This window comes from Novosphingobium pentaromativorans US6-1, assembly GCF_000767465.1.
Classification (GTDB): Bacteria; Pseudomonadota; Alphaproteobacteria; order Sphingomonadales; family Sphingomonadaceae; genus Novosphingobium; species Novosphingobium pentaromativorans.
Genome location: NZ_CP009292.1, coordinates 384,929 through 401,980, shown reverse-complemented (window position 1 = coordinate 401,980; position 17,052 = coordinate 384,929). Strand labels below are relative to the sequence as shown.

The following is a 17,052-nucleotide window of genomic DNA, read 5'->3' as shown; positions in this document are numbered from 1 at the left end:
GGGACTATGTCCGAGCGATGGAAATAGAGAGCATCAGGCACAAAGGCCTGCGCCGCTTCTTCGAGACGGGCAACGCCAAAGGCCTGGTTGGAGATGCGGGGCGGCTGCGCAAAATGCTCGCTTTCATCGACGCCGCGGAAAGCTTCGAAGAATTGTCGGTGCCTCCGAACTTCGGATTGCATGAACTGACAGGCGATCGGAAGGGGAGCTGGTCGATGACGGTTACGAGAAACTGGCGAATGACCTTCGGTTTGAATGATGAAGGCGCGCTAATCGATATGGATCTGGAGGATTATCATGGCGCTTAAGATGCACCCTTCGCTCGCGGTCCATGTGGGGGACTGGTTGAAGACTGAAATCGTGGAGCCTGCGCAGGTCAGCGTGACGGCTTTGGCCGAGCATTTCGGCGTATCCAGACAGGCATTGAGCACCTTGCTGAACGGCAATGCAAACCTGTCTGCCGATATGGCTATCCGATTTGAGAAAGCGTTTGGCATCAAGGCTGACACTCTGTTGCGGATGCAGACGACCTATGAGCTAGCCCAGGCCCGCGAGCACGAGCAGGACATAAAGGTCGAGAAGTTCGCAAAAGCTGCCTGACATCGCCTGAATTCCTGCCGTTGAGAGGCTCGGGAGGCATCGTCGAAAGCGGTCGGATGTTCATGTGCCCGCATCGGCTCCCCGACAGGATCGAGGAGCCGATAGCGGCCAAGCTCCAGGGATCGCGAACGGTGAAACGCAGCTATCCTATAGGATTGCTGATTAAAAAAGGGATTTTGTGCGGGTCCCCATTCGCATTGTAAGGATCCGGCTGCCGCGCCTGTCCGAACTCCAAATATTATTCCTGAATTCGTGCAGTGATATTTCGTCCATGTGCTAAAGAGCCTTCATCACCTGATTTCGAACAAGCTCCACGTGACAGAGGGATAAGTTTTTACCCTCGCTTGATGCAGGAGCGCGCGCCATGTGCCTCAATCAATTACTTCAGGACGAACAAATCGCGCTGATGCGATATTCCGCCGCGACCGATCCGACGGAGATCGATAGATACGGACGCACGATCGAAACCATCGGCCTGTGCCTGGGATCTTTCCCTTATCGCCACCGTCCCTATTTCCCCCGGAATGCGACGGGGCGGCTGATTGCATTTTCCCACCTGCGGCCTTCTGCCGACCTATCGATCCGGAACAACCAAGCTGGAGCCGTCTGAAATGGCCAAATCACAAAAACGCAGCAATCGCGAGCTTCGCAAGCCCAAGGTGGCAAAGCCGAAGTCGCCCACGGCACTCGCGGTCCAGGAAACGTCCGCGGTAAAGATGATCGTCAAGCCGAAAGGCAAGCACTGAGATGGCTTGCACACACCCGCGCTCCGGATCGCCTTTATCGGCAATGCCCTTCCGCGCCGCTGCGGCATAGCCACCTTCACGAGCGACCTGGAACTCGCGGTCGGGGCGCTCGACGAGATCGCCGAAACGACAATTGTCGCGATGTGCGAGCCGGGTGCTGACCACGCCTTTCCTTCAATCGTCGGAAAGACGATCCGGCAGGAGGAAGCTGGCGACTATCGGGCAGGCGCAGACTTCATCAACCGCGAAGGGTTCGATCTCGTTTGCCTGCAGCATGAGTACGGCATCTTTGGCGGTGACGCGGGCGCGCTCGTCCTCGACCTGATCGCCAGGCTCGACGCTCCGCTCGTCACCACATTGCACACGGTGCTCGACCGGCCGAGCGCGGCGCAGCGCCGGGTCATGGATGCCATAATCGCAGCATCCGCTCGCGTGATCGTCATGGCCCGCAAGGCCCGTAAGATACTGATCGAAACCTACGGCGCCGACCCGGACCGGATCGATATCATCGGGCACGGCATTCCCGATGTTCCGCTCGTTTCGTCACGGGACGCGAAAGAACGCTTGGGTTTTGCCGGGCGCAGGGTCATCCTGACCTTTGGGCTGATCAGCTGGAACAAGGGAATCGAAACGATAGTCGAGGCGATGCCGGAAATCGTCAAGCGATCCCCCGACGTCGTTTATGTGGTGATGGGCGCGACTCATCCGATATTGCACGCCGAAGAGGGGGAGCGATATCGCGACAGCCTGGTGGACCGCGTTCACGAGCTTGGCCTCGACGACCATGTCGTCTTCATCAACCGCTTCGTCGATCGCCCCGCACTGCTCGAGCACATCGCCATGTGCGATGTCTATGCCACGCCCTATCTGGTGGAATCGCAAATGACCTCGGGCACTCTGGCCTATTCGCACGGCGTGGGCCGCCCGGTCGTCTCCACGCCCTATTGGCATGCCGCCGAACTGCTGGCCGACGGATCGGGCGTGCTGGTCCCGTTCGACAATCCTGCCGGCTTCGGACCGGCGATAGCGGCCCTCCTGGGTGACGAGACGCAGCGTCTGGCGATGGGGCGCAAAGCCTATGCCGCCAGCCGTCCAATGACATGGGCCAATACGGCGCACCGCTATGCCGCCAGCTTTCGCGCGGCCTGCCGAGAGGGCAGGCTTGCGACATGCCCCGGGCCGGGCACGCCCGCCGGTCCCGCCCCGAAATTATCGTGTGCGCTGCTCGATCCAACGCTCCCGGCGATGGCCCTCGAACATTTTACCGCCATGTGCGACGACACTGGTATGTTCCAGCATGCTGTCCATGCCATACCCGACCGCGACCATGGATATTGCATTGATGACAATGCGCGAGCGCTGCTGCTGTGCTGCAGCCTTGCCGGGGGACCCGATGCGCCGCTTGCCGGCCGCCTGTCGTCGACATTCGCGGCCTTTATCCAGCATGGCTGGAATCCCGACAACCGGCGCTTTCGCAACTTCATGGGGTTCAACCGGCAATGGCTGGAGCCCGCGGGATCGGAGGACAGCCACGGACGCACGCTTTGGGCGCTCGGCACCTATAGCGCACATGCCTGTGCGCCGGGACGCGCGCGCTGGGCGAAGGGGCTCTTCTGCGAAGCGCTGGAAGGCGTGGCAGCCTTCACATCCCCGCGCGCATGGGCGTTCACCCTGCTCGGTCTCGTTTCCTATTGTGCCGCATACCCCGAAGATCACGCGGCTGCGCGGACGCGGGTTCAGCTCGCCGGCCGCCTGGAAGGACTGCTGCGGGCGAACGAAACCCCGGAATGGACATGGTTCGAGGATGGCCTGAGCTATGACAATGCGCGGTTGCCCCAATCCCTGATCGTCACGGGGGGCGCTACGGGCGCGCCGCATCTCGTCGATGCCGGGCTCCGCAGCCTGCACTGGCTCATTGCGATGCAGACCGCGCCGCAGGGGCATTTCCGGCCTGTCGGATCGCACGGTTTCCTGCAGCTACCCCGCAGTGCGCCGCAGCCTTTCGATCAACAGCCCCTGGAAGCGTGTGCAACGATTGCGGCCTGTATCGCGGCGCGGGGCGTCGATCCCGATTTCCCGTGGCGAGCGGAGTCGGAGCGTGCCTTCGCCTGGTTTCTCGGCGCGAACGACCTGGCCGTCGAGCTTGTCGATGTCGCAACCGGGAGTTGCCGCGATGGGCTTCATCCCGACCGGGCCAACGAAAACCGGGGAGCGGAATCGACGCTGTCCTATCTGCTTGGGCTGGCCGATATGAAGCGGCTGGATGACGCGGGCTGCCCGACCGCAGCACCACGGGCCATGCGCGCGATCACACCGCTGCCGATAGGCACCGTCGATGCGTGAGGCTGTCACACCGCACGCGCCATTCTTCAATCGGCAGGCGCTCCATCTGCGGCCCGATCCATCGCGCGTCGTCGTTCGCCCGTTCCGGCCTGCGGTCGAACCCAGGGATCTGAACCCCGTCGACAAGACGCGGGCCAATCACATCGTCGATCGCGTCCTCGCCCTTGGGGAGGACGAAACGCTGGAACTGCTTGCCGCAACGCTGCGGAACTTCGACGACCGGCACCGAAATCTGCCTGCGATCTTCGAACGGCGCGCGGCGGAAATGGAAGACGCCCTTGCCAGCCACGCGGCCTTTTCGAAAGCGCAGCGCCAACTCGTCGGCGCCTATTTCCTCCATGAATACAGTTTCGAGGCGGCCGCCCTGTTCAACCCCAGCATCGTGCTGCATCCGGACCAGTCGGGATTGGCCGAGGATTGCGGCCGCTTCATTCTGAGCCTGCGCGCGGTCGGCGAAGGCCACATCTCGTCCCTGACCTTCCGGTCTGGAGTCCTGGCCGCCGACGGAACGGTCTTCATCGACCCGCCCGAACGGCTTGCCGGCACGCCGGAGGTGACGGCCCGTCTAGGCGATCATCTGGAACTCACCTTCGATCCCGACAGCGATATTGCCGAGCGGGTGATCTTCCCCGTCACCGATATGCAGGCGAACGGGATCGAGGACGCTCGCTTCGTGGCTTTCAGGGATGAAGGACGAACCACCTATTATGCGACCTATACCGCCTACAGCGGTCGCGGCATTCGTTCCGAACTGCTTGAAACCAGCGATTTCCTTTCATTTCGGATGGCACCACTCAAAGGCGTTGCGGCGCGCAACAAGGGCATGGCGCTGTTTCCCCGCAAGATCGGCGGACGCTACGCGATGATCGCGCGCCACGACAATGAAAGCCTTCACCTCATCACCTCCGACACTCTTTACGATTGGGGGCTGGGCGAGGTGATCATGAAGCCCAAATATCCGTGGGAGTTTGTCCAGATCGGCAATTGCGGCTCACCCATAGAGCTTGACGAGGGCTGGCTTCTCTTCACCCACGGCGTCGGACCCGTGCGCCACTATTCGATCGGCGCCGTCCTCCTCGACAAGCAGGACCCGTCGCGTGTGATCGCTCGCTCGCGCGAACCGCTCGTCCAGCCGGAAATTGCCGAGCGACAGGGGTATGTTCCCAATGTTGTCTATTCGTGCGGCGGCATGAAAGTCGGGGAGCGCATCCTCCTGCCCTATGCCATTTCCGACGCTTTCTCGACCTTCGCCACGATCAAGACGGCCAGGCTTCTCGAACTTCTCAAAGACTGAAAGGCAGATCTTGCGGTCTACGTGAAGGGGCACTTTCCGCCACCGATCTCTCATTCCGCCGTTTTGGGATTCGAATGTGTGCGATGGCCGCAGTTTGGCCGCGTCCGTGCGAAACAAGTCATTGCACTCGGCGCACGCGGGAGCAGACGAAAGCGCGATGTGCCGCTTAGCCATTGGCGCGCTGTGTCGCTATGGGAAGACATGATCCAGATTCTAATCGATGCCGACGCTTGTCCGGTAAAGGACGAGACCTACCGGGTTGCTGCCCGCTACAAGGTACCGGTCGTTGTCATAAGCAACAGCCCGATCCGCGTGCCGCGCGATCCGCTCATTTCGCGAAAGGTGGTGAGCGACGCCTTCGACGCAGCGGATGACTGGATCGTCGAGCATGCCACCACAGGCACTGTCGTAATCACGGCGGACATCGTGCTGGCGGACCGGTGCCTGAAACTCGGGGCGACGGTCATCGCTCCGACCGGCAAGCTATTCACCAGTTCATCGATAGGCAGCGCCATCGCGACAAGGGCGATCATGGCCGACCTGCGCGTCGGCGGCGATATCGTGGGTGGACCGCCCCCATTCAGCAATGCCGACCGCTCACGCTACCTGTCGAGTCTCGACGAAACGTTGGTGAAACTGCGACGGCAGGCTTGATGCCGGTCGCCGCGCTGCGGCCGGGATTCCGTTCAATAGGAAAGCGGCGTGGGGCGCGAATGCATGAAAGCGAAACGTTTCACTCGGCCCTCGATCAGGTGCTTGGCGAGCACGCGTCGCATGATCGCGGCGCCGTCGCCGGTTACAGTGACCACATGGGTGCCGCCGGCGGGCAGCGGCTCGATCGCGCTGATGGCGACGTCCGCCCCCTCACAGTGCGCGATGACTTCGGCTTCGGTGAGAGCCACATTCATCGCCCGGCTCATGGCGAGAGCCTCCCGCGAGCGGCCGCCAGCGGGGGCGTGCGAGCACCAAGGTGCTGCTGCAGCGCGCCGATTCGCGAAGCGAAGCAGTCTGCCTGTGCGGCATATCGGCGATGCTCGCTGGAGGTTTCGGTTCGATCCGCGCGGATCAGCGCGATCTGGTGGCGGGAAAATAGTTCGTTGAGGTCCACAGCACCCCTCCCGTCATGTAAGCGGGAGCGCGCATGGTCTCTCTGCCGCGCGCGCCTACGGAATACGAATGCGCGCAGTGTTCAGTAACATGGGGATTTCTGCCGGAATTACAAGCAACGAAGAGTGCCAGGATCAGGACAGCGCCTACCTCTGCACGCCCTCATGTGTGTGGGGAGGACCACACACGCCTGAAGAGCGGCCATTGGCTGGCTCAGATTGGATCGTCGAGAGCTGCCATACATTCACGCACTAGCCCGCCTCGGGGTTGTTTCCAGCTGGAGGCGAAATAACAATTGAGATCGGTAGTTCTGCAGGTCTGCGGGGTCGTGTTGGCGTCGTCACTCGCATCATCGCAGGCCAGACACCGTCAGATCGTTGGCAATTATTCCGTTCCATTGGGTGGGCTCAAAGGTTTCAAGCGGGCTGCCGGCGACACGCCCATCGCGCCAGACCCAGTGCGTAGGCGTGGTTGTGTCGAAACTGAAACCGGGCGACAGCCATAACGGCTCTGCCAGGAGTGCATACCGGACTTCAGTCCGGCGCATGAGCCGCACCAAGCCGGCAGGCGTGCGTCGGAATACCTCCCGCCGTTTAAATGGAGTGATGGGATGTAGTGATAGGCGCCAACCCCCACCATCGAAATGAAAGCCTCGAAAGGCTGGATCGTAATTCCACCGTTCGACCACGAGAATATCGGTACGCACATCTCGCACCATCTCGTCATGCAAGCACAACCCCTCCCGCCGGAATTCATCCAGTTTATCCCACAGCGGTGGTGGCGGGGGTGGAACGTCGCGTCCAGTTTCTGCGCTTGAGGCATACACCATTTGCAAACGAGCGCGGTTGCATTCCGGACCGATCGATCCGAGTGAAAAGCGATGAGCGGGGCTGGGCAGTTCGGGCCCATTTGACAGCTTGTCGAGCGGCACTTGGGTAATGCTCTTCGCGGTGCGTGAAAATAGAAGCCGCTGGCAAGTGTCCGAACATTTACCCGGAGAGCCTAAGCCCCTGTCAATTGCGTGGGTGATCGAAAGATTTGGCTGCAATATTGGAGGGGTACCGTGATCTTGCGCGATCAGGAGCTGGACGCGTCGTTCGGTGATTCCGTTGGCCCACCATGGAATGCCAAAGCCGGCGGCCAGCGGGAGTATGGCGGCCACCGCTAACATCGCTAGATGCGGCGTCCTGTCTGACAGTCGGCGCAGGATCGCATAGATTGCAAGCGTCGGCGTTAAATATAGCCATGCCCCCGGCATAAGGGCGATAAGCCACCCCAAGGGAATGCCGATAATCGTCAGCATGAGCAGAACGATTACCACTGGCATGAAAAGCGCGCAGCCCGCTCCCAGTGTCAGCAGCAACCAGGAATAAAGAAGGCGCCGATCGAATGCATGCATGCTGTTCAAACTTCCGGAGCAAGATTCAAATGATATTTTGGGCGGCGACACGAGCGCATTTCCGCACCTATTTGTTTCGCGCCCGTTTTCCCCGGCGGCCGACTTGGCGCAAGGTTACAGAAATTGGAAGAATTGGATTATGCAATCCTCGACCGCGCCGTATTGCGCAAGTGGCCGCCGCCGCCTTAAATGCTGCCATTCACCGGACAAAACAGGCCCGTCGAAAGCCGACCTTCATTCACCTCGACCCCGGAGAGCTGGAATAACTGGGCTTGGGACATTGCCGTCATTTCTTTGATGTTGTCGAATGTCAGGTCTCGGAAGCAGCCGACGTTTAGCGTTGGCTTGAACCGCAATGCAGAATGACAGAAATGCGCTGTCGGCCCAATTGTGGTATTTGCGCGCGCCATGGTATGATGACGTGGTGCTGGAAATCTGGACAGGGTGTTAAGCTCATCCCGACCTAAGGAATGGACGGGAATGAAGAAGACGAGAAAGCGCTACAGCGCGGAATTCAAGGCGAAAGTTGCGATGGAGGCGATCCGTGGTGAACTGACGCTGGCGGAACTGGCTGCGAAGCACGGCGTCCACCATACGATGATCGGGGGATGGAAGCGTCAGGCGGTGGACGGGATGGCCAGCCTGTTCGACGGCGGTGAGCAGGCGTCGAAGACGGAGACCGAAGCGGAAATCGAGAAGCTGCATGCCAAGATCGGGCAATTGCTGGTGGAGCGGGATTTTTTGGCGAAAGCCTCCGGTCGATGAGCGCGGGCCAGAGGCGATTGCTGATCGAGCCTGCTCACCAGCGCCTGTCGATCGCGGCGCAGTGCCGCCTGCTGTCGATCAGCCGGTCTTCCTATTATTATACGCCTGCGCCTCAGAGCGAGGAGACGCTGGCGCTGATGCGGGTAATCGACGAGACGTTCATGGACTGTCCGTGGTACGGCAGCCGGCAGATGGTGCGGCACCTGCAGCGGCTTGGTCATGCGGTGGGCCGCCGCCGGGTACGACGGCTGATGGCGCAGATGGGGCTGGCGGCGATCTACCAGCGCCCGCGCACGAGCGATCCGCACCCGGAGCATCGGATTTATCCCTATCTGCTGCGGGACATGAAGATCGAGCGGCCCAATCAGGTGTGGTGTGCGGACGTGACATATCTACCGATGCGCCGAGGCTTCCTCTATCTCGTTGCGATCATGGATTGGGCCACCCGCAAGGTGCTGGCCTGGCGATTGTCCAATACCATGGACGCGGCTTTTTGCGTCGAGGCTCTGGAGGATGCCATGGCCCGCTTTGGCAAGCCGGACATCTTCAACACCGATCAGGGCAGCCAGTTCACTTCGCAGGCCTTCACCGGCGTGCTGCGGGCGGCCGAAGTGAAAATCAGCATGGATGGCAAGGGGCGCTGGATGGACAACGTCTTCATCGAGCGCCTGTGGCGCTCGGTGAAGTACGAGTGCGTCTATCTGCACGCCTTCGAGACGGGTTCCGAACTGCGCGCAGGCCTGTCCCGCTGGTTCGCCTATTACAACCATCACCGGCCTCACTCACGCCTTGCAGGCAAAACCCCGGCAGAGGCATATGGGCAAATCGACGCTTCAGATCATGGGGGGCATGCCCCCCATGATCTGATCACCAGAATGGCGGCGTAAACAACAACCGGATGAGCTTAACTTAGCCGCAAACCTGTACAGGAAGGCGGGACCACCTCATGACGCCTTGGCCGATCGAACTCGCGGATCAGGAGAATAGGCGTTGGATATCCTGGTGATCATGCCGTTCGGCGAGCATCAATATGTGCGCGACGAGGCGATCGCATCGACAGATTTCGACATCATCTATCATGAAATTATCGCGAAGGCGGTCAGCGAGACCGGAAACATCGCGGTAAGGGCCGACGAGATCATCGGCGCGGGCGACGTCACCACTCAGTTGATGGACAGGATCGTGTCCTCTCCGGTGATGATCGCGGATCTGTCGATGCCGAACGGGAATGTCTATTTCGAGCTCGGCGTGCGCCAAGCGGTTAGCAATCACCGCACGATCATCATGGCGCTGGAAGGTACGATCCTCCCGTTCAACGTCCGCAACCGGCGCGTTCTGTTTTACCAGGCGGGCGACGCCGTCGAGCGCGCCGAGTCGGCGACGCGCCTAGCCCGTTGGATCGAGCAGGTTGCGGCGACCGCATATGCCAGCCCCGTTCAGTTGCATCTGAAGGCGCTGGGGCTCGCCGCCGACCCTGATGACGCGGAATCGTTTGAGCGCGATCTCCGGGGCAAGATCGACCGCGCCACGACCCTCGAGCAGTTGAATGCCGTGTGGAGCTGGGCGAAGGCAGTGCCGGCGCCGCCTCCATTCGCACTGCTTGAGCTTGCCGACAAGTTTGCCCGGCTCAAGGCCTGGAAGACCGCCGCATCGATCGCGCGAGTGGCTCGCGATGCGCGGCCTGGCGACTATGAGATCCATCGTCTTCTCGGCTGGTACCTCAGAAACGACGGAGAGGAAGGCTATGAAGAGGCAGAGGCCAGCTTCCGGGAAGCGCTGCGGCTCAATGGCGGCGATCTCGAAGCCTTGGGGATGCTGGGTGGCCTGCTGAAGCGGCAAGGCCGCTACACGGAGGCGGCCGAGTGTTATGCGAAGGGCGTCGGCGAGGCGCCGGACAACCTTTATCTACGCGTGGCCCACGCGGGCATGCTCCTGATGTCGGGGCCTAGTGCAAATGGTCAGGCGCTCGCGCTCTACGCAAAGTTGGCCGAGGATTGCGGCGACGAGGATGCCGTATCGGACGAATGGGCGAACGCGGTCGCGGGAGAGGCCGAGTTCGTGCTGGGCAACAATGCGCGTGCGCTCGAGCGCTATCGCACCGCTCACCGGCTCGCCAACTCCCCGACGGTGCTTGCCTCGCCTGCGGATCAGTTGCGGCAGTTCGCGAGCGTGGGCTTTCGCGCAAGCGAAGCGCTCGATCTCGCCGCGCAGCTCGATCAGTGGTCGAGCGAGATCGCCGTGCGCTCGGGGACGGCGGCGGGTCCAGCGTCAGGCGTCTCGGGCACGCGTTCCGAGCTTCCCGTAATTATCCACCTTTCCGACCCACATTTTGGCTACAAGGTGATCGACGGCAAGAATGTTGACATGCACCGCTTCCGGGATGGCGATTATTCGACCACGCTCGAGGCGCATATGCTGGACGAGTTCGTATCGAGGAACCGGCCGTTCACATTCGATCCGGGAAGGCTGTTCGTGGTGATCTCCGGCGACATCGTCTACCGGGGTGTCGAGGAAGAATTCCAAGAGGCGCTGAGTTTCTGCACCGCGATGGCGGACAAACTCAGGATTCCGCGCGAGCGCTTCGTCTTCTGTCCGGGCAACCATGATGTCAGCTGGGCGGACGCGCAGATCGCGCGCGGCCGGCGGTTCGACAATTATCTGAACTTTCTTCTGCAATTCTACGGCGAAACGCTTTTCCGCACCCTATATCCGCTGGTGACCTGGGATTTCCGCGTAGGAACCCCGCGACCCGAACCGCACGAGATTATCGGAATGCACCGGTTCGGCGGACAAGGCATCTCTTTCGTCTCGCTGAACTCTTGCGTCTACGAGACCGACCAGAATCATTACGGATTGTCGGCGGCAAACAGATAAAGGCCGTGCAAGCGCTGCTGGCCGACATTGAGGCCGACACCGTGGCGGTTGCGGTGCTTCACCACCATCTACACCCCTATCCCGATTACGGCGAGAGCAACGAGACTGCCGAGCATTGGGTGGACAGCTCGACGATCCGCGACGCCGGGCTCGTTGAGCGCTTTTTGGAACGCAACGGCTTCGACATCGTGCTCCACGGGCACAAGCATAAAGCGCAGTTGCGTGAGACACTGGTCCGTGACCGCGGATCGAACGCAACGAACCGATTGATTGTGTGCGGCGCCGGCAGCAGCAGCGTGCGCTCGAAGGAGCTCGAGCATTCGGTGCCGAACCAATATCAGGTGATCGAATTGCTCTCGCCGAAGCGAAATCCGCAAGCGGCGTTTCTGCGTCTGGACTGGCGCGAGTTAGCGGTCTCAGCGGAAGCGGAATGGATCACCGCATGGTCATGTCTGGTAGATGGCTGACGTCCCATGCTGCTCCCATCCGTCTGCGGCAATTTGCCGCCAGTTCTTATTTGCCAGCATCCTCGCGATGACCGGTTGCGCCGCATTGACGCGGTGTCAGGAACCGGTTTGCAGACGCCACTTTCCGCAGCGCTTTTGCCAACGCCGCTAGGCACTGCGCCTAGATGGCGAGTTTCCATTGATCTCAAGGGCTATTGATGCACGGACAAACGTCGGCCTTCGGGATTGCGATCGCAATCGCTATATGACCGAGATCAGGGCGCGTTGCTGCCAGACGCCTCGCGCTGGGAGAAGAGCAGGTTCTGGCAGAAGCTGTCGTTCAAAGCCCGCGGAGAACGACGCATCTTGGTCGGCAGGAGAAACGCTAAGTGTGGTGAGAATCTCTGCAGATTGGCCGCCAGCACGGACCTTTTCACGGCTAACCGTCGTAATTCGATGATGTCCAATCTTCCCGACCATGCCGGACGCGTAGAATGATGACCTCGCCCTCATTTCCTACATCATAAATCACCAGGTGTGCCTTGTAGGGATGCACGCGAACTGGCGGCGAAATTTCCTCTCGCAAGCGCGCGGCATGGGGATAGTCTGCGAGAAACGCGAAAATCGCACTCAGCCCTTCGTGATAAGCGTCAGCCTGCGGCAAGCCAAACTGCTCGATGCCTTCCAGAAAAATGGCTGTCAGATCGTCGGCTGCGGCGCGTGTTAAGTGAAAACGTGGCACAGTCAGGCTTGCAGGCCTGCCTGGTTGATCGCTCGCGCCCGGATATCCGCCATCGTCTCATCGCTCAGACCGCCAGCTCGGGCGTCGTCGACAAGGCGCTGCATGGCGGCAATCTTGTCGGCGCGTTCCTGGTCACGGCGGATAAGATCGCGCACATAGTCGCTGGCATTGCTATACCGACCAGTATCAGCTTGCGCTTCCACCCATTGCTTCATCGGATCGGGCAGTGAGATGTTCATCGTAGCCATGGCAACCTCCATGCCCTGAAATAGCAAAGCTTGGCAAAGCTTGTCAATTGCTGCTCAGCCATGACCTACCCCCACGAATAGGGACAATTATGCAGCCGACGCCTCGCAGCACTTCCCCCTGCGGCTGCCAGACGTTCTTCCGTTGGCCAATTCTGGCTATCGGAGAATGAACATGGAAATGCCTGAAACCCAACCTACATCCGCCAAGCGTCAGGTCTGGAACGCAGGTCGCGCTGTCGGCGCGAAGCGGGCGCTGAAGCCGAAGCAAATTTGGGAGATCCGCTTTTACCTCAATCAGCGTCGTCGCCTTCGAGACCGGGCTCTGTTCGACCTGGCGATCGACAGCAAATTGCGTGGTTGTGATCTCGTGCCAATGAAAATCGGCGACATTGTCAGCGGCGGGCAGATCCGAACACGCGCCATCGTGATGCAGCAGAAAACCGGCCGCCCTGTGCAGTTTGAGTTGCTTCCTGATGCCCGCGCCAGTCTGCTGGCTTGGCTTGAACGCCGTGGCGGCACGGTGGACGATTATGTCTTTCCAAGTCGGGTCGATCGCAACGGCCATCTCAGCACCCGCCAATATGCCCGGCTTGTCGATGAATGGGTGACCGGTGTGGGCCTGATGCGAAGCGAATATGGCACCCACTCGCTGCGCCGGACGAAGGCGTCGATCATCTACCGGGCAACCGGCAACTTGCGCGCCGTCCAGATCCTGCTCGGTCATAGCAAGATCGAAAATACGGTGCGGTATCTTGGGATCGACGTGGAAGACGCGCTTGCCCTCGCCGAGAATACCGAAATTTGAACCGTTGGCTCCCCGCACCGCTGGCGGGGAGCCAACTTTGGTGGGCCTTGGGACTTTGCTGCCGTTCACTGTCGACATACTGAATGACTGGGTTCGCTAACACCGGCCAGTCAGCGTCGACCGGGGTTCTGCCAAAAAGCCGAAAATCCGAAACCGACGCCAATGCGGTCATATTGGGAGTTAACCTGAAACGTCAGCTTTGTGCAACATTTCCGGTCTTCCGTCACCGGTCCGACATCCTAAAAGTTGCCGTACGGCTTATACCTCCAGAGGTTAGGTATGGGGTGAGCAGTGGAGAAACGCACTCAATTCGACAACACTGCCGATATCAGTTGAGCTTAGTTGGATGCCCCTTTTAGTGCTGACACAAACGTCTCAAGAAACTTTGTCTCACCATCTATATTACCGTCACTGAGTTGGGGGCCAATGCTAATCGTCTTAGACCTTATGTGCATCGACTTGAGGAATGATCGAAGCAATTCCAGTTTGATAGATTCTGGCACATCGGAGGATTGAAAGAACACTGCAAGCTCAGAATAATTCAGAATTCTATCCTGGATATCAATGAGATATTCCCTCTCATTGTTGACATGCTTCAAAATGACCAACGCTATTGCCATGCCGAGGCCGCCCGTTGCCGTGCTTGACACGACTAGGAGCCAAGCATTTGGCAGCTTTTCTGTTGTTCCGAATGCCTGATACAGTATCATGATCCAGGTGATGACAGGGACGGAGATCAAGACAATTGCAATTGTCAGGCCGATTTTTGTCAATACAAGCGACCCGCTTTCCTTCTTTGAAAGGTAATCTCTGAGTACAGCCCGATATTCAACAAGGCCTTCGCAAATAGGCCGCTCGTCAAGATTGTCTCGAATATCTAGATATTTCGCGGATTTTGGCCAGAGAGAAAACATTCCATTAAGAAAGTTGTTTGTGTTCCCCGCCCGCTTTTCTGGGGCTCTCATGAGCCGGAGAAAGCGGACGCTGCTCATAATGATCGAGCCAAAAGCAATAAGCGCGAGGATAATCGTTACAGCCATAGCGACCGATTTGAATGGCCCATCCTCGTTGGCAAATGAGCTGGCTATACCGGTCAAAAACATACAACCCATGGCGACGAGTGCGGGGAACCATGGCGATTGGGGAATGCTGCGCAATTTCATGCTCGAATCCTAAACCCGGTTACCAGAAAATTACCTGTCTAAGACTTAGTAACCATTTCTCGATGCTCCAATTGTAGATTTCAAGTGGTTTGTTGACTGCCCAGACGAGGCGATTGGTTCCAGTAAATGTTGGCACGTCAATACCGGATGTTCCTGGATGTGCTTGAGAGGCAAATGCGCTGACTTTGGCCCAAAGCCGCCGTGTCACCGCAGACCGAGCAAGGTCCGCTCTGCACCCTAGTTGCAGTCATCAGCAGGATCCAAGCTCGATCCCGTAAGCGGTATGGCGGCTTTCGGCCGCAGCAGGCGTTGTCCCTGATTGCTGTGAACGACCGGCTCTGGGTCGGGAGTTGCCACCTCGGCAAGACGGGCCAATCCGCCGACTTTTCGGCCGTTCAAGGGCTGGCTGGCAATCCCCGAAACCGGACATTGCCAGCCATCGGCGGATCTTATTAGAGGGGGCGATGACGCATCACACAAGCGCAGCCGATCTCACCTTCGCGAAAGACGGCGCGGAACACTTCCATGCCGCTGCTTTGAGTGCGCTTCCGGGTATTCGATCAGCATTGTCAGACATTCCGTTGCATCAGGCCGGAGTCCGCATCCACGGTGCCAAAACGCTTGTGCCGTTGCTCGCCGCAAGAGGCCCCATAGGCTCCCTTGCGGCTGCGCTTCAACCAGCACCCTGGACCGCCCAGCGCGGCATGTACCTGTGCCAAGGTCGGCATGCCAAGCGGCGCGAGAACGACCGCGGCGGCCTGCAAGACCCTGATGGGGTGTTCGTGATTTCGGAGATACATCTGATAGCCCCGGCTGCGATATTCCGTGAGGAAGGCGTCCGGTTCAAGCTTTGAATCGACGACGAATTGCCGCAGCGCGGCGAGCCTTTCGCGAGGAGGCGGGCGCACACCGCTCGAAGCCGGCGTAGAAGGCTTCGAGGTGGGGGTCATGGGGGGTGGGACGCGGCAATATGGCGATGACCTGGCCGTCGGGAGCCGCGCCGGCCGCATCCTGCATGTCGACGGCCGCGCGCGAGCGATAGAACCGGATTTGCGGCGCGTAATAATGAAACATGCGCGCGCCGCTCTTCCAGCCAAGAACCTGCGCATATTCCTCGACCATCCGCGACTCGTCGGCGGGATCGCGCGCGGTCCGTATGATCGTGAGCAGGGCGCGCAGCGCGTGTTCGTGCCGCAGCCGATGGGGCGTGACCGACGCCAGTCCAAGCGCGTCCAGCGCCGTGCGGAAGTAATGGCGATGGTAGAGGGCGTAGCTGATGGCGGTGCCGTGCGGCGAGAGGAACAGCGGCGTATCGGCCAGTGCCTGCACGCCATGCCGGCGTACCAGACGCCGCGCGGCGCGCAGTGTCATGCCCGAAGCTTCGGCGCGCGGGCCTTCGAGGTAAGCGATGAGGCGCGCCTCGGCGGCCTGGGTCAGGAACAGGACCTTGCAGCGCTCTCCGCGCGAGCCCTTGTTGGGGGCGTCGATTTCGCCCCCGAAGTCGTATTTCGCCCAATCGGCCAGGGTCAGCGCGAGCGCTTCGGAAATCCGGAATCCGCAGTTCGCCAGCAACCAGGTGACTTCGGCCAGACCCGCGGGCCAGGCGCGGGCTGCTTCGAGGATGGTCGGGGTGTAGACTGTCAGGCTGAGATCGACCGGATGCTCGTGCATGCCGACGACGACGAATTGGAGCCCGGCGTAGCGTGCGAAGGGAGAGGCCCAGGGAGGTGCCGGCATCGTCTCCGCCATCCTCCTGTGGATGGCGACATCGTCGACCAGCATCGGGTTGGCGTGGGGCCACCGGCCCCACGCCATCAGGGCGTCGTAGCAGTGCTTGAGCGTGAGCAAGGCGAGGTAGATTTGCTGGGCGGAAGCGCGAGATGATCCGGCGGCTCCGGCGGCTCGCCGGTCGCTGCCGGGCGCCTGGGTTTTGGCGGCATGAACGGTCCAGCTGCCATCGTTCAGACGGCTGCGGCGGAGGGCACAGCCATTGCTGCGCACCAGCTCGCAAACCGCAAGGCGGGCTTCGTCGGCGTTGGTGAGGAGGCGATCGACCCTGGTGGGGCAGGTCCCGGCCCAGCGGTCGAGGCAGCGGCGAAAGGCGCCGATGTAGTCACTGACGGTCTGGCGCGGGCGGCCCCGGACCATCTCGCTCAGGGCGAACGAAAAAGGCTCGATCACGCGGCAGGCTGGATCGATCAGGTAGTGCGAATAGAGCGGGTGATCGAGCGCTGTCACGGTGAAATGCGGGTATGGTCCCGGCGCATCGGGACCGGGCTCGAGCGCAGGCGGCACCGCTAGCGCGCTTGCGGGGCCCGCGGTCGCTTCGGGTTCGGACAGGCTCATGATCGTCTCCCGGTATGCGCTGTGTCTGGAGCTGCAGGGCGATGTCCGGCTCCGGACCGCGGCGGGGGTCAACGGCGCGCGTTCGGCGCCGCGCGGTGGTGATAGCGCGATGTGCGCAGGCTTCTGGCCAGCGCGAGATGGCCGAAGGCGCGGGGACGCAGGCCCTGGCTGGCG

Annotated in this window: 18 protein-coding genes; 12 read left to right on the top strand and 6 right to left on the bottom strand. The window is 60.5% G+C overall.

Going from position 1 to position 17,052, the window contains the following annotated elements; translation table 11 throughout:
• The first annotated feature begins 17 nt into the window (after positions 1-17).
• The 7 genes from JI59_RS20540 to JI59_RS20515 all read left to right on the top strand — a co-directional run bounded on the left by JI59_RS20540 (position 18) and on the right by JI59_RS20515 (position 5,637).
• Positions 18-308, top strand: a complete 291-nt coding sequence (locus JI59_RS20540) for a type II toxin-antitoxin system RelE/ParE family toxin (RefSeq protein WP_007014453.1) — start codon at positions 18-20, stop codon at positions 306-308.
• A complete protein-coding gene (locus JI59_RS20535; RefSeq protein WP_039858039.1) occupies positions 298-600 on the top strand; it encodes a HigA family addiction module antitoxin in 303 nt (100 codons plus the stop codon). Before JI59_RS20540 ends, JI59_RS20535 begins: the two co-directional genes overlap by 11 nt.
• Before the next feature lie 364 nt (positions 601-964).
• Entirely contained in the window at positions 965-1,210 is a 246-nt protein-coding gene (locus JI59_RS20530) for a hypothetical protein (protein ID WP_007014455.1), read from the top strand.
• A 1-nt stretch (position 1,211) separates the two neighbouring features.
• Positions 1,212-1,346, top strand: a complete 135-nt coding sequence (locus JI59_RS28045) for a hypothetical protein (RefSeq protein ID WP_007014456.1) — start codon at positions 1,212-1,214, stop codon at positions 1,344-1,346.
• A 6-nt stretch (positions 1,347-1,352) separates the two neighbouring features.
• Positions 1,353-3,689 (top strand): glycosyltransferase family 4 protein, encoded by a 2,337-nt coding sequence (locus JI59_RS20525; protein WP_007014457.1) that lies wholly within the window; start codon positions 1,353-1,355, stop codon positions 3,687-3,689.
• Complete coding sequence (locus tag JI59_RS20520; protein WP_007014458.1) at positions 3,682-4,983, top strand: glycoside hydrolase family 130 protein; 1,302 nt, start codon at positions 3,682-3,684, stop codon at positions 4,981-4,983. Before JI59_RS20525 ends, JI59_RS20520 begins: the two co-directional genes overlap by 8 nt.
• A gap of 201 nt (positions 4,984-5,184) precedes the next feature.
• Positions 5,185-5,637 carry a YaiI/YqxD family protein gene (locus JI59_RS20515; protein ID WP_039858043.1) on the top strand — a complete coding sequence of 151 codons (453 nt, stop codon included), beginning with the start codon at positions 5,185-5,187 and terminating at the stop codon, positions 5,635-5,637.
• Between the two features lie 32 nt (positions 5,638-5,669).
• On the opposite strand, the gene JI59_RS20510 is transcribed toward JI59_RS20515, so the two are convergent.
• On the bottom strand, positions 5,670-5,903 hold the full coding sequence (locus JI59_RS20510) for a hypothetical protein (protein WP_007014461.1): 234 nt from the start codon (positions 5,901-5,903) through the stop codon (positions 5,670-5,672).
• Between the two features lie 536 nt (positions 5,904-6,439).
• Positions 6,440-7,489, bottom strand: a complete 1,050-nt coding sequence (locus JI59_RS20500; protein ID WP_007014462.1) for a hypothetical protein — start codon at positions 7,487-7,489, stop codon at positions 6,440-6,442.
• 480 nt (positions 7,490-7,969) lie between these two features.
• Between JI59_RS20500 and JI59_RS20490 the strand changes: the two genes are divergently transcribed.
• From JI59_RS20490 to JI59_RS20480, 3 genes are all read left to right on the top strand, one after another.
• A protein-coding gene (locus JI59_RS20490) for an IS3 family transposase (RefSeq protein WP_085997526.1) occupies positions 7,970-9,141 on the top strand; the annotation gives its coding sequence in 2 pieces (ribosomal slippage) (positions 7,970-8,234 and positions 8,234-9,141; 1,173 coding nt in all).
• 103 nt (positions 9,142-9,244) lie between these two features.
• A complete protein-coding gene (locus JI59_RS20485; RefSeq protein WP_007014464.1) occupies positions 9,245-11,128 on the top strand; it encodes a metallophosphoesterase in 1,884 nt (627 codons plus the stop codon).
• A gap of 5 nt (positions 11,129-11,133) precedes the next feature.
• The gene (locus JI59_RS20480; RefSeq protein WP_007014465.1) at positions 11,134-11,595 is read left to right on the top strand and encodes a metallophosphoesterase family protein; all 462 of its coding nucleotides are present in this window, start codon (positions 11,134-11,136) and stop codon (positions 11,593-11,595) included.
• Between the two features lie 418 nt (positions 11,596-12,013).
• On the opposite strand, the gene JI59_RS26355 is transcribed toward JI59_RS20480, so the two are convergent.
• Positions 12,014-12,316, bottom strand: a complete 303-nt coding sequence (locus JI59_RS26355) for a type II toxin-antitoxin system RelE/ParE family toxin (protein WP_007014466.1) — start codon at positions 12,314-12,316, stop codon at positions 12,014-12,016.
• Positions 12,317-12,318: 2 nt separating this feature from the next.
• Positions 12,319-12,564: a type II toxin-antitoxin system ParD family antitoxin gene (locus JI59_RS20475; protein WP_039858067.1), complete on the bottom strand. Its 246-nt coding sequence runs from the start codon at positions 12,562-12,564 to the stop codon at positions 12,319-12,321.
• A gap of 172 nt (positions 12,565-12,736) precedes the next feature.
• Between JI59_RS20475 and JI59_RS20470 the strand changes: the two genes are divergently transcribed.
• Entirely contained in the window at positions 12,737-13,369 is a 633-nt protein-coding gene (locus JI59_RS20470; RefSeq protein ID WP_039858069.1) for a tyrosine-type recombinase/integrase, read from the top strand.
• 338 nt (positions 13,370-13,707) lie between these two features.
• Here the strand turns inward: JI59_RS20470 and JI59_RS20465 are convergent, their stop codons facing one another.
• Positions 13,708-14,532: a hypothetical protein gene (locus tag JI59_RS20465; protein WP_138921487.1), complete on the bottom strand. Its 825-nt coding sequence runs from the start codon at positions 14,530-14,532 to the stop codon at positions 13,708-13,710.
• Positions 14,533-14,996: 464 nt separating this feature from the next.
• On the opposite strand from JI59_RS20465, the gene JI59_RS20460 reads away from it, so the two are divergent.
• The gene (locus JI59_RS20460) at positions 14,997-15,386 is read left to right on the top strand and encodes a hypothetical protein (protein ID WP_039858065.1); all 390 of its coding nucleotides are present in this window, start codon (positions 14,997-14,999) and stop codon (positions 15,384-15,386) included.
• On the opposite strand, the gene JI59_RS20455 is transcribed toward JI59_RS20460, so the two are convergent.
• Positions 15,376-16,878 carry a site-specific integrase gene (locus JI59_RS20455; RefSeq protein ID WP_007014470.1) on the bottom strand — a complete coding sequence of 501 codons (1,503 nt, stop codon included), beginning with the start codon at positions 16,876-16,878 and terminating at the stop codon, positions 15,376-15,378. The two genes, JI59_RS20460 and JI59_RS20455, sit on opposite strands and share 11 nt — an antisense overlap.
• Positions 16,879-17,052 lie beyond the last annotated feature (174 nt).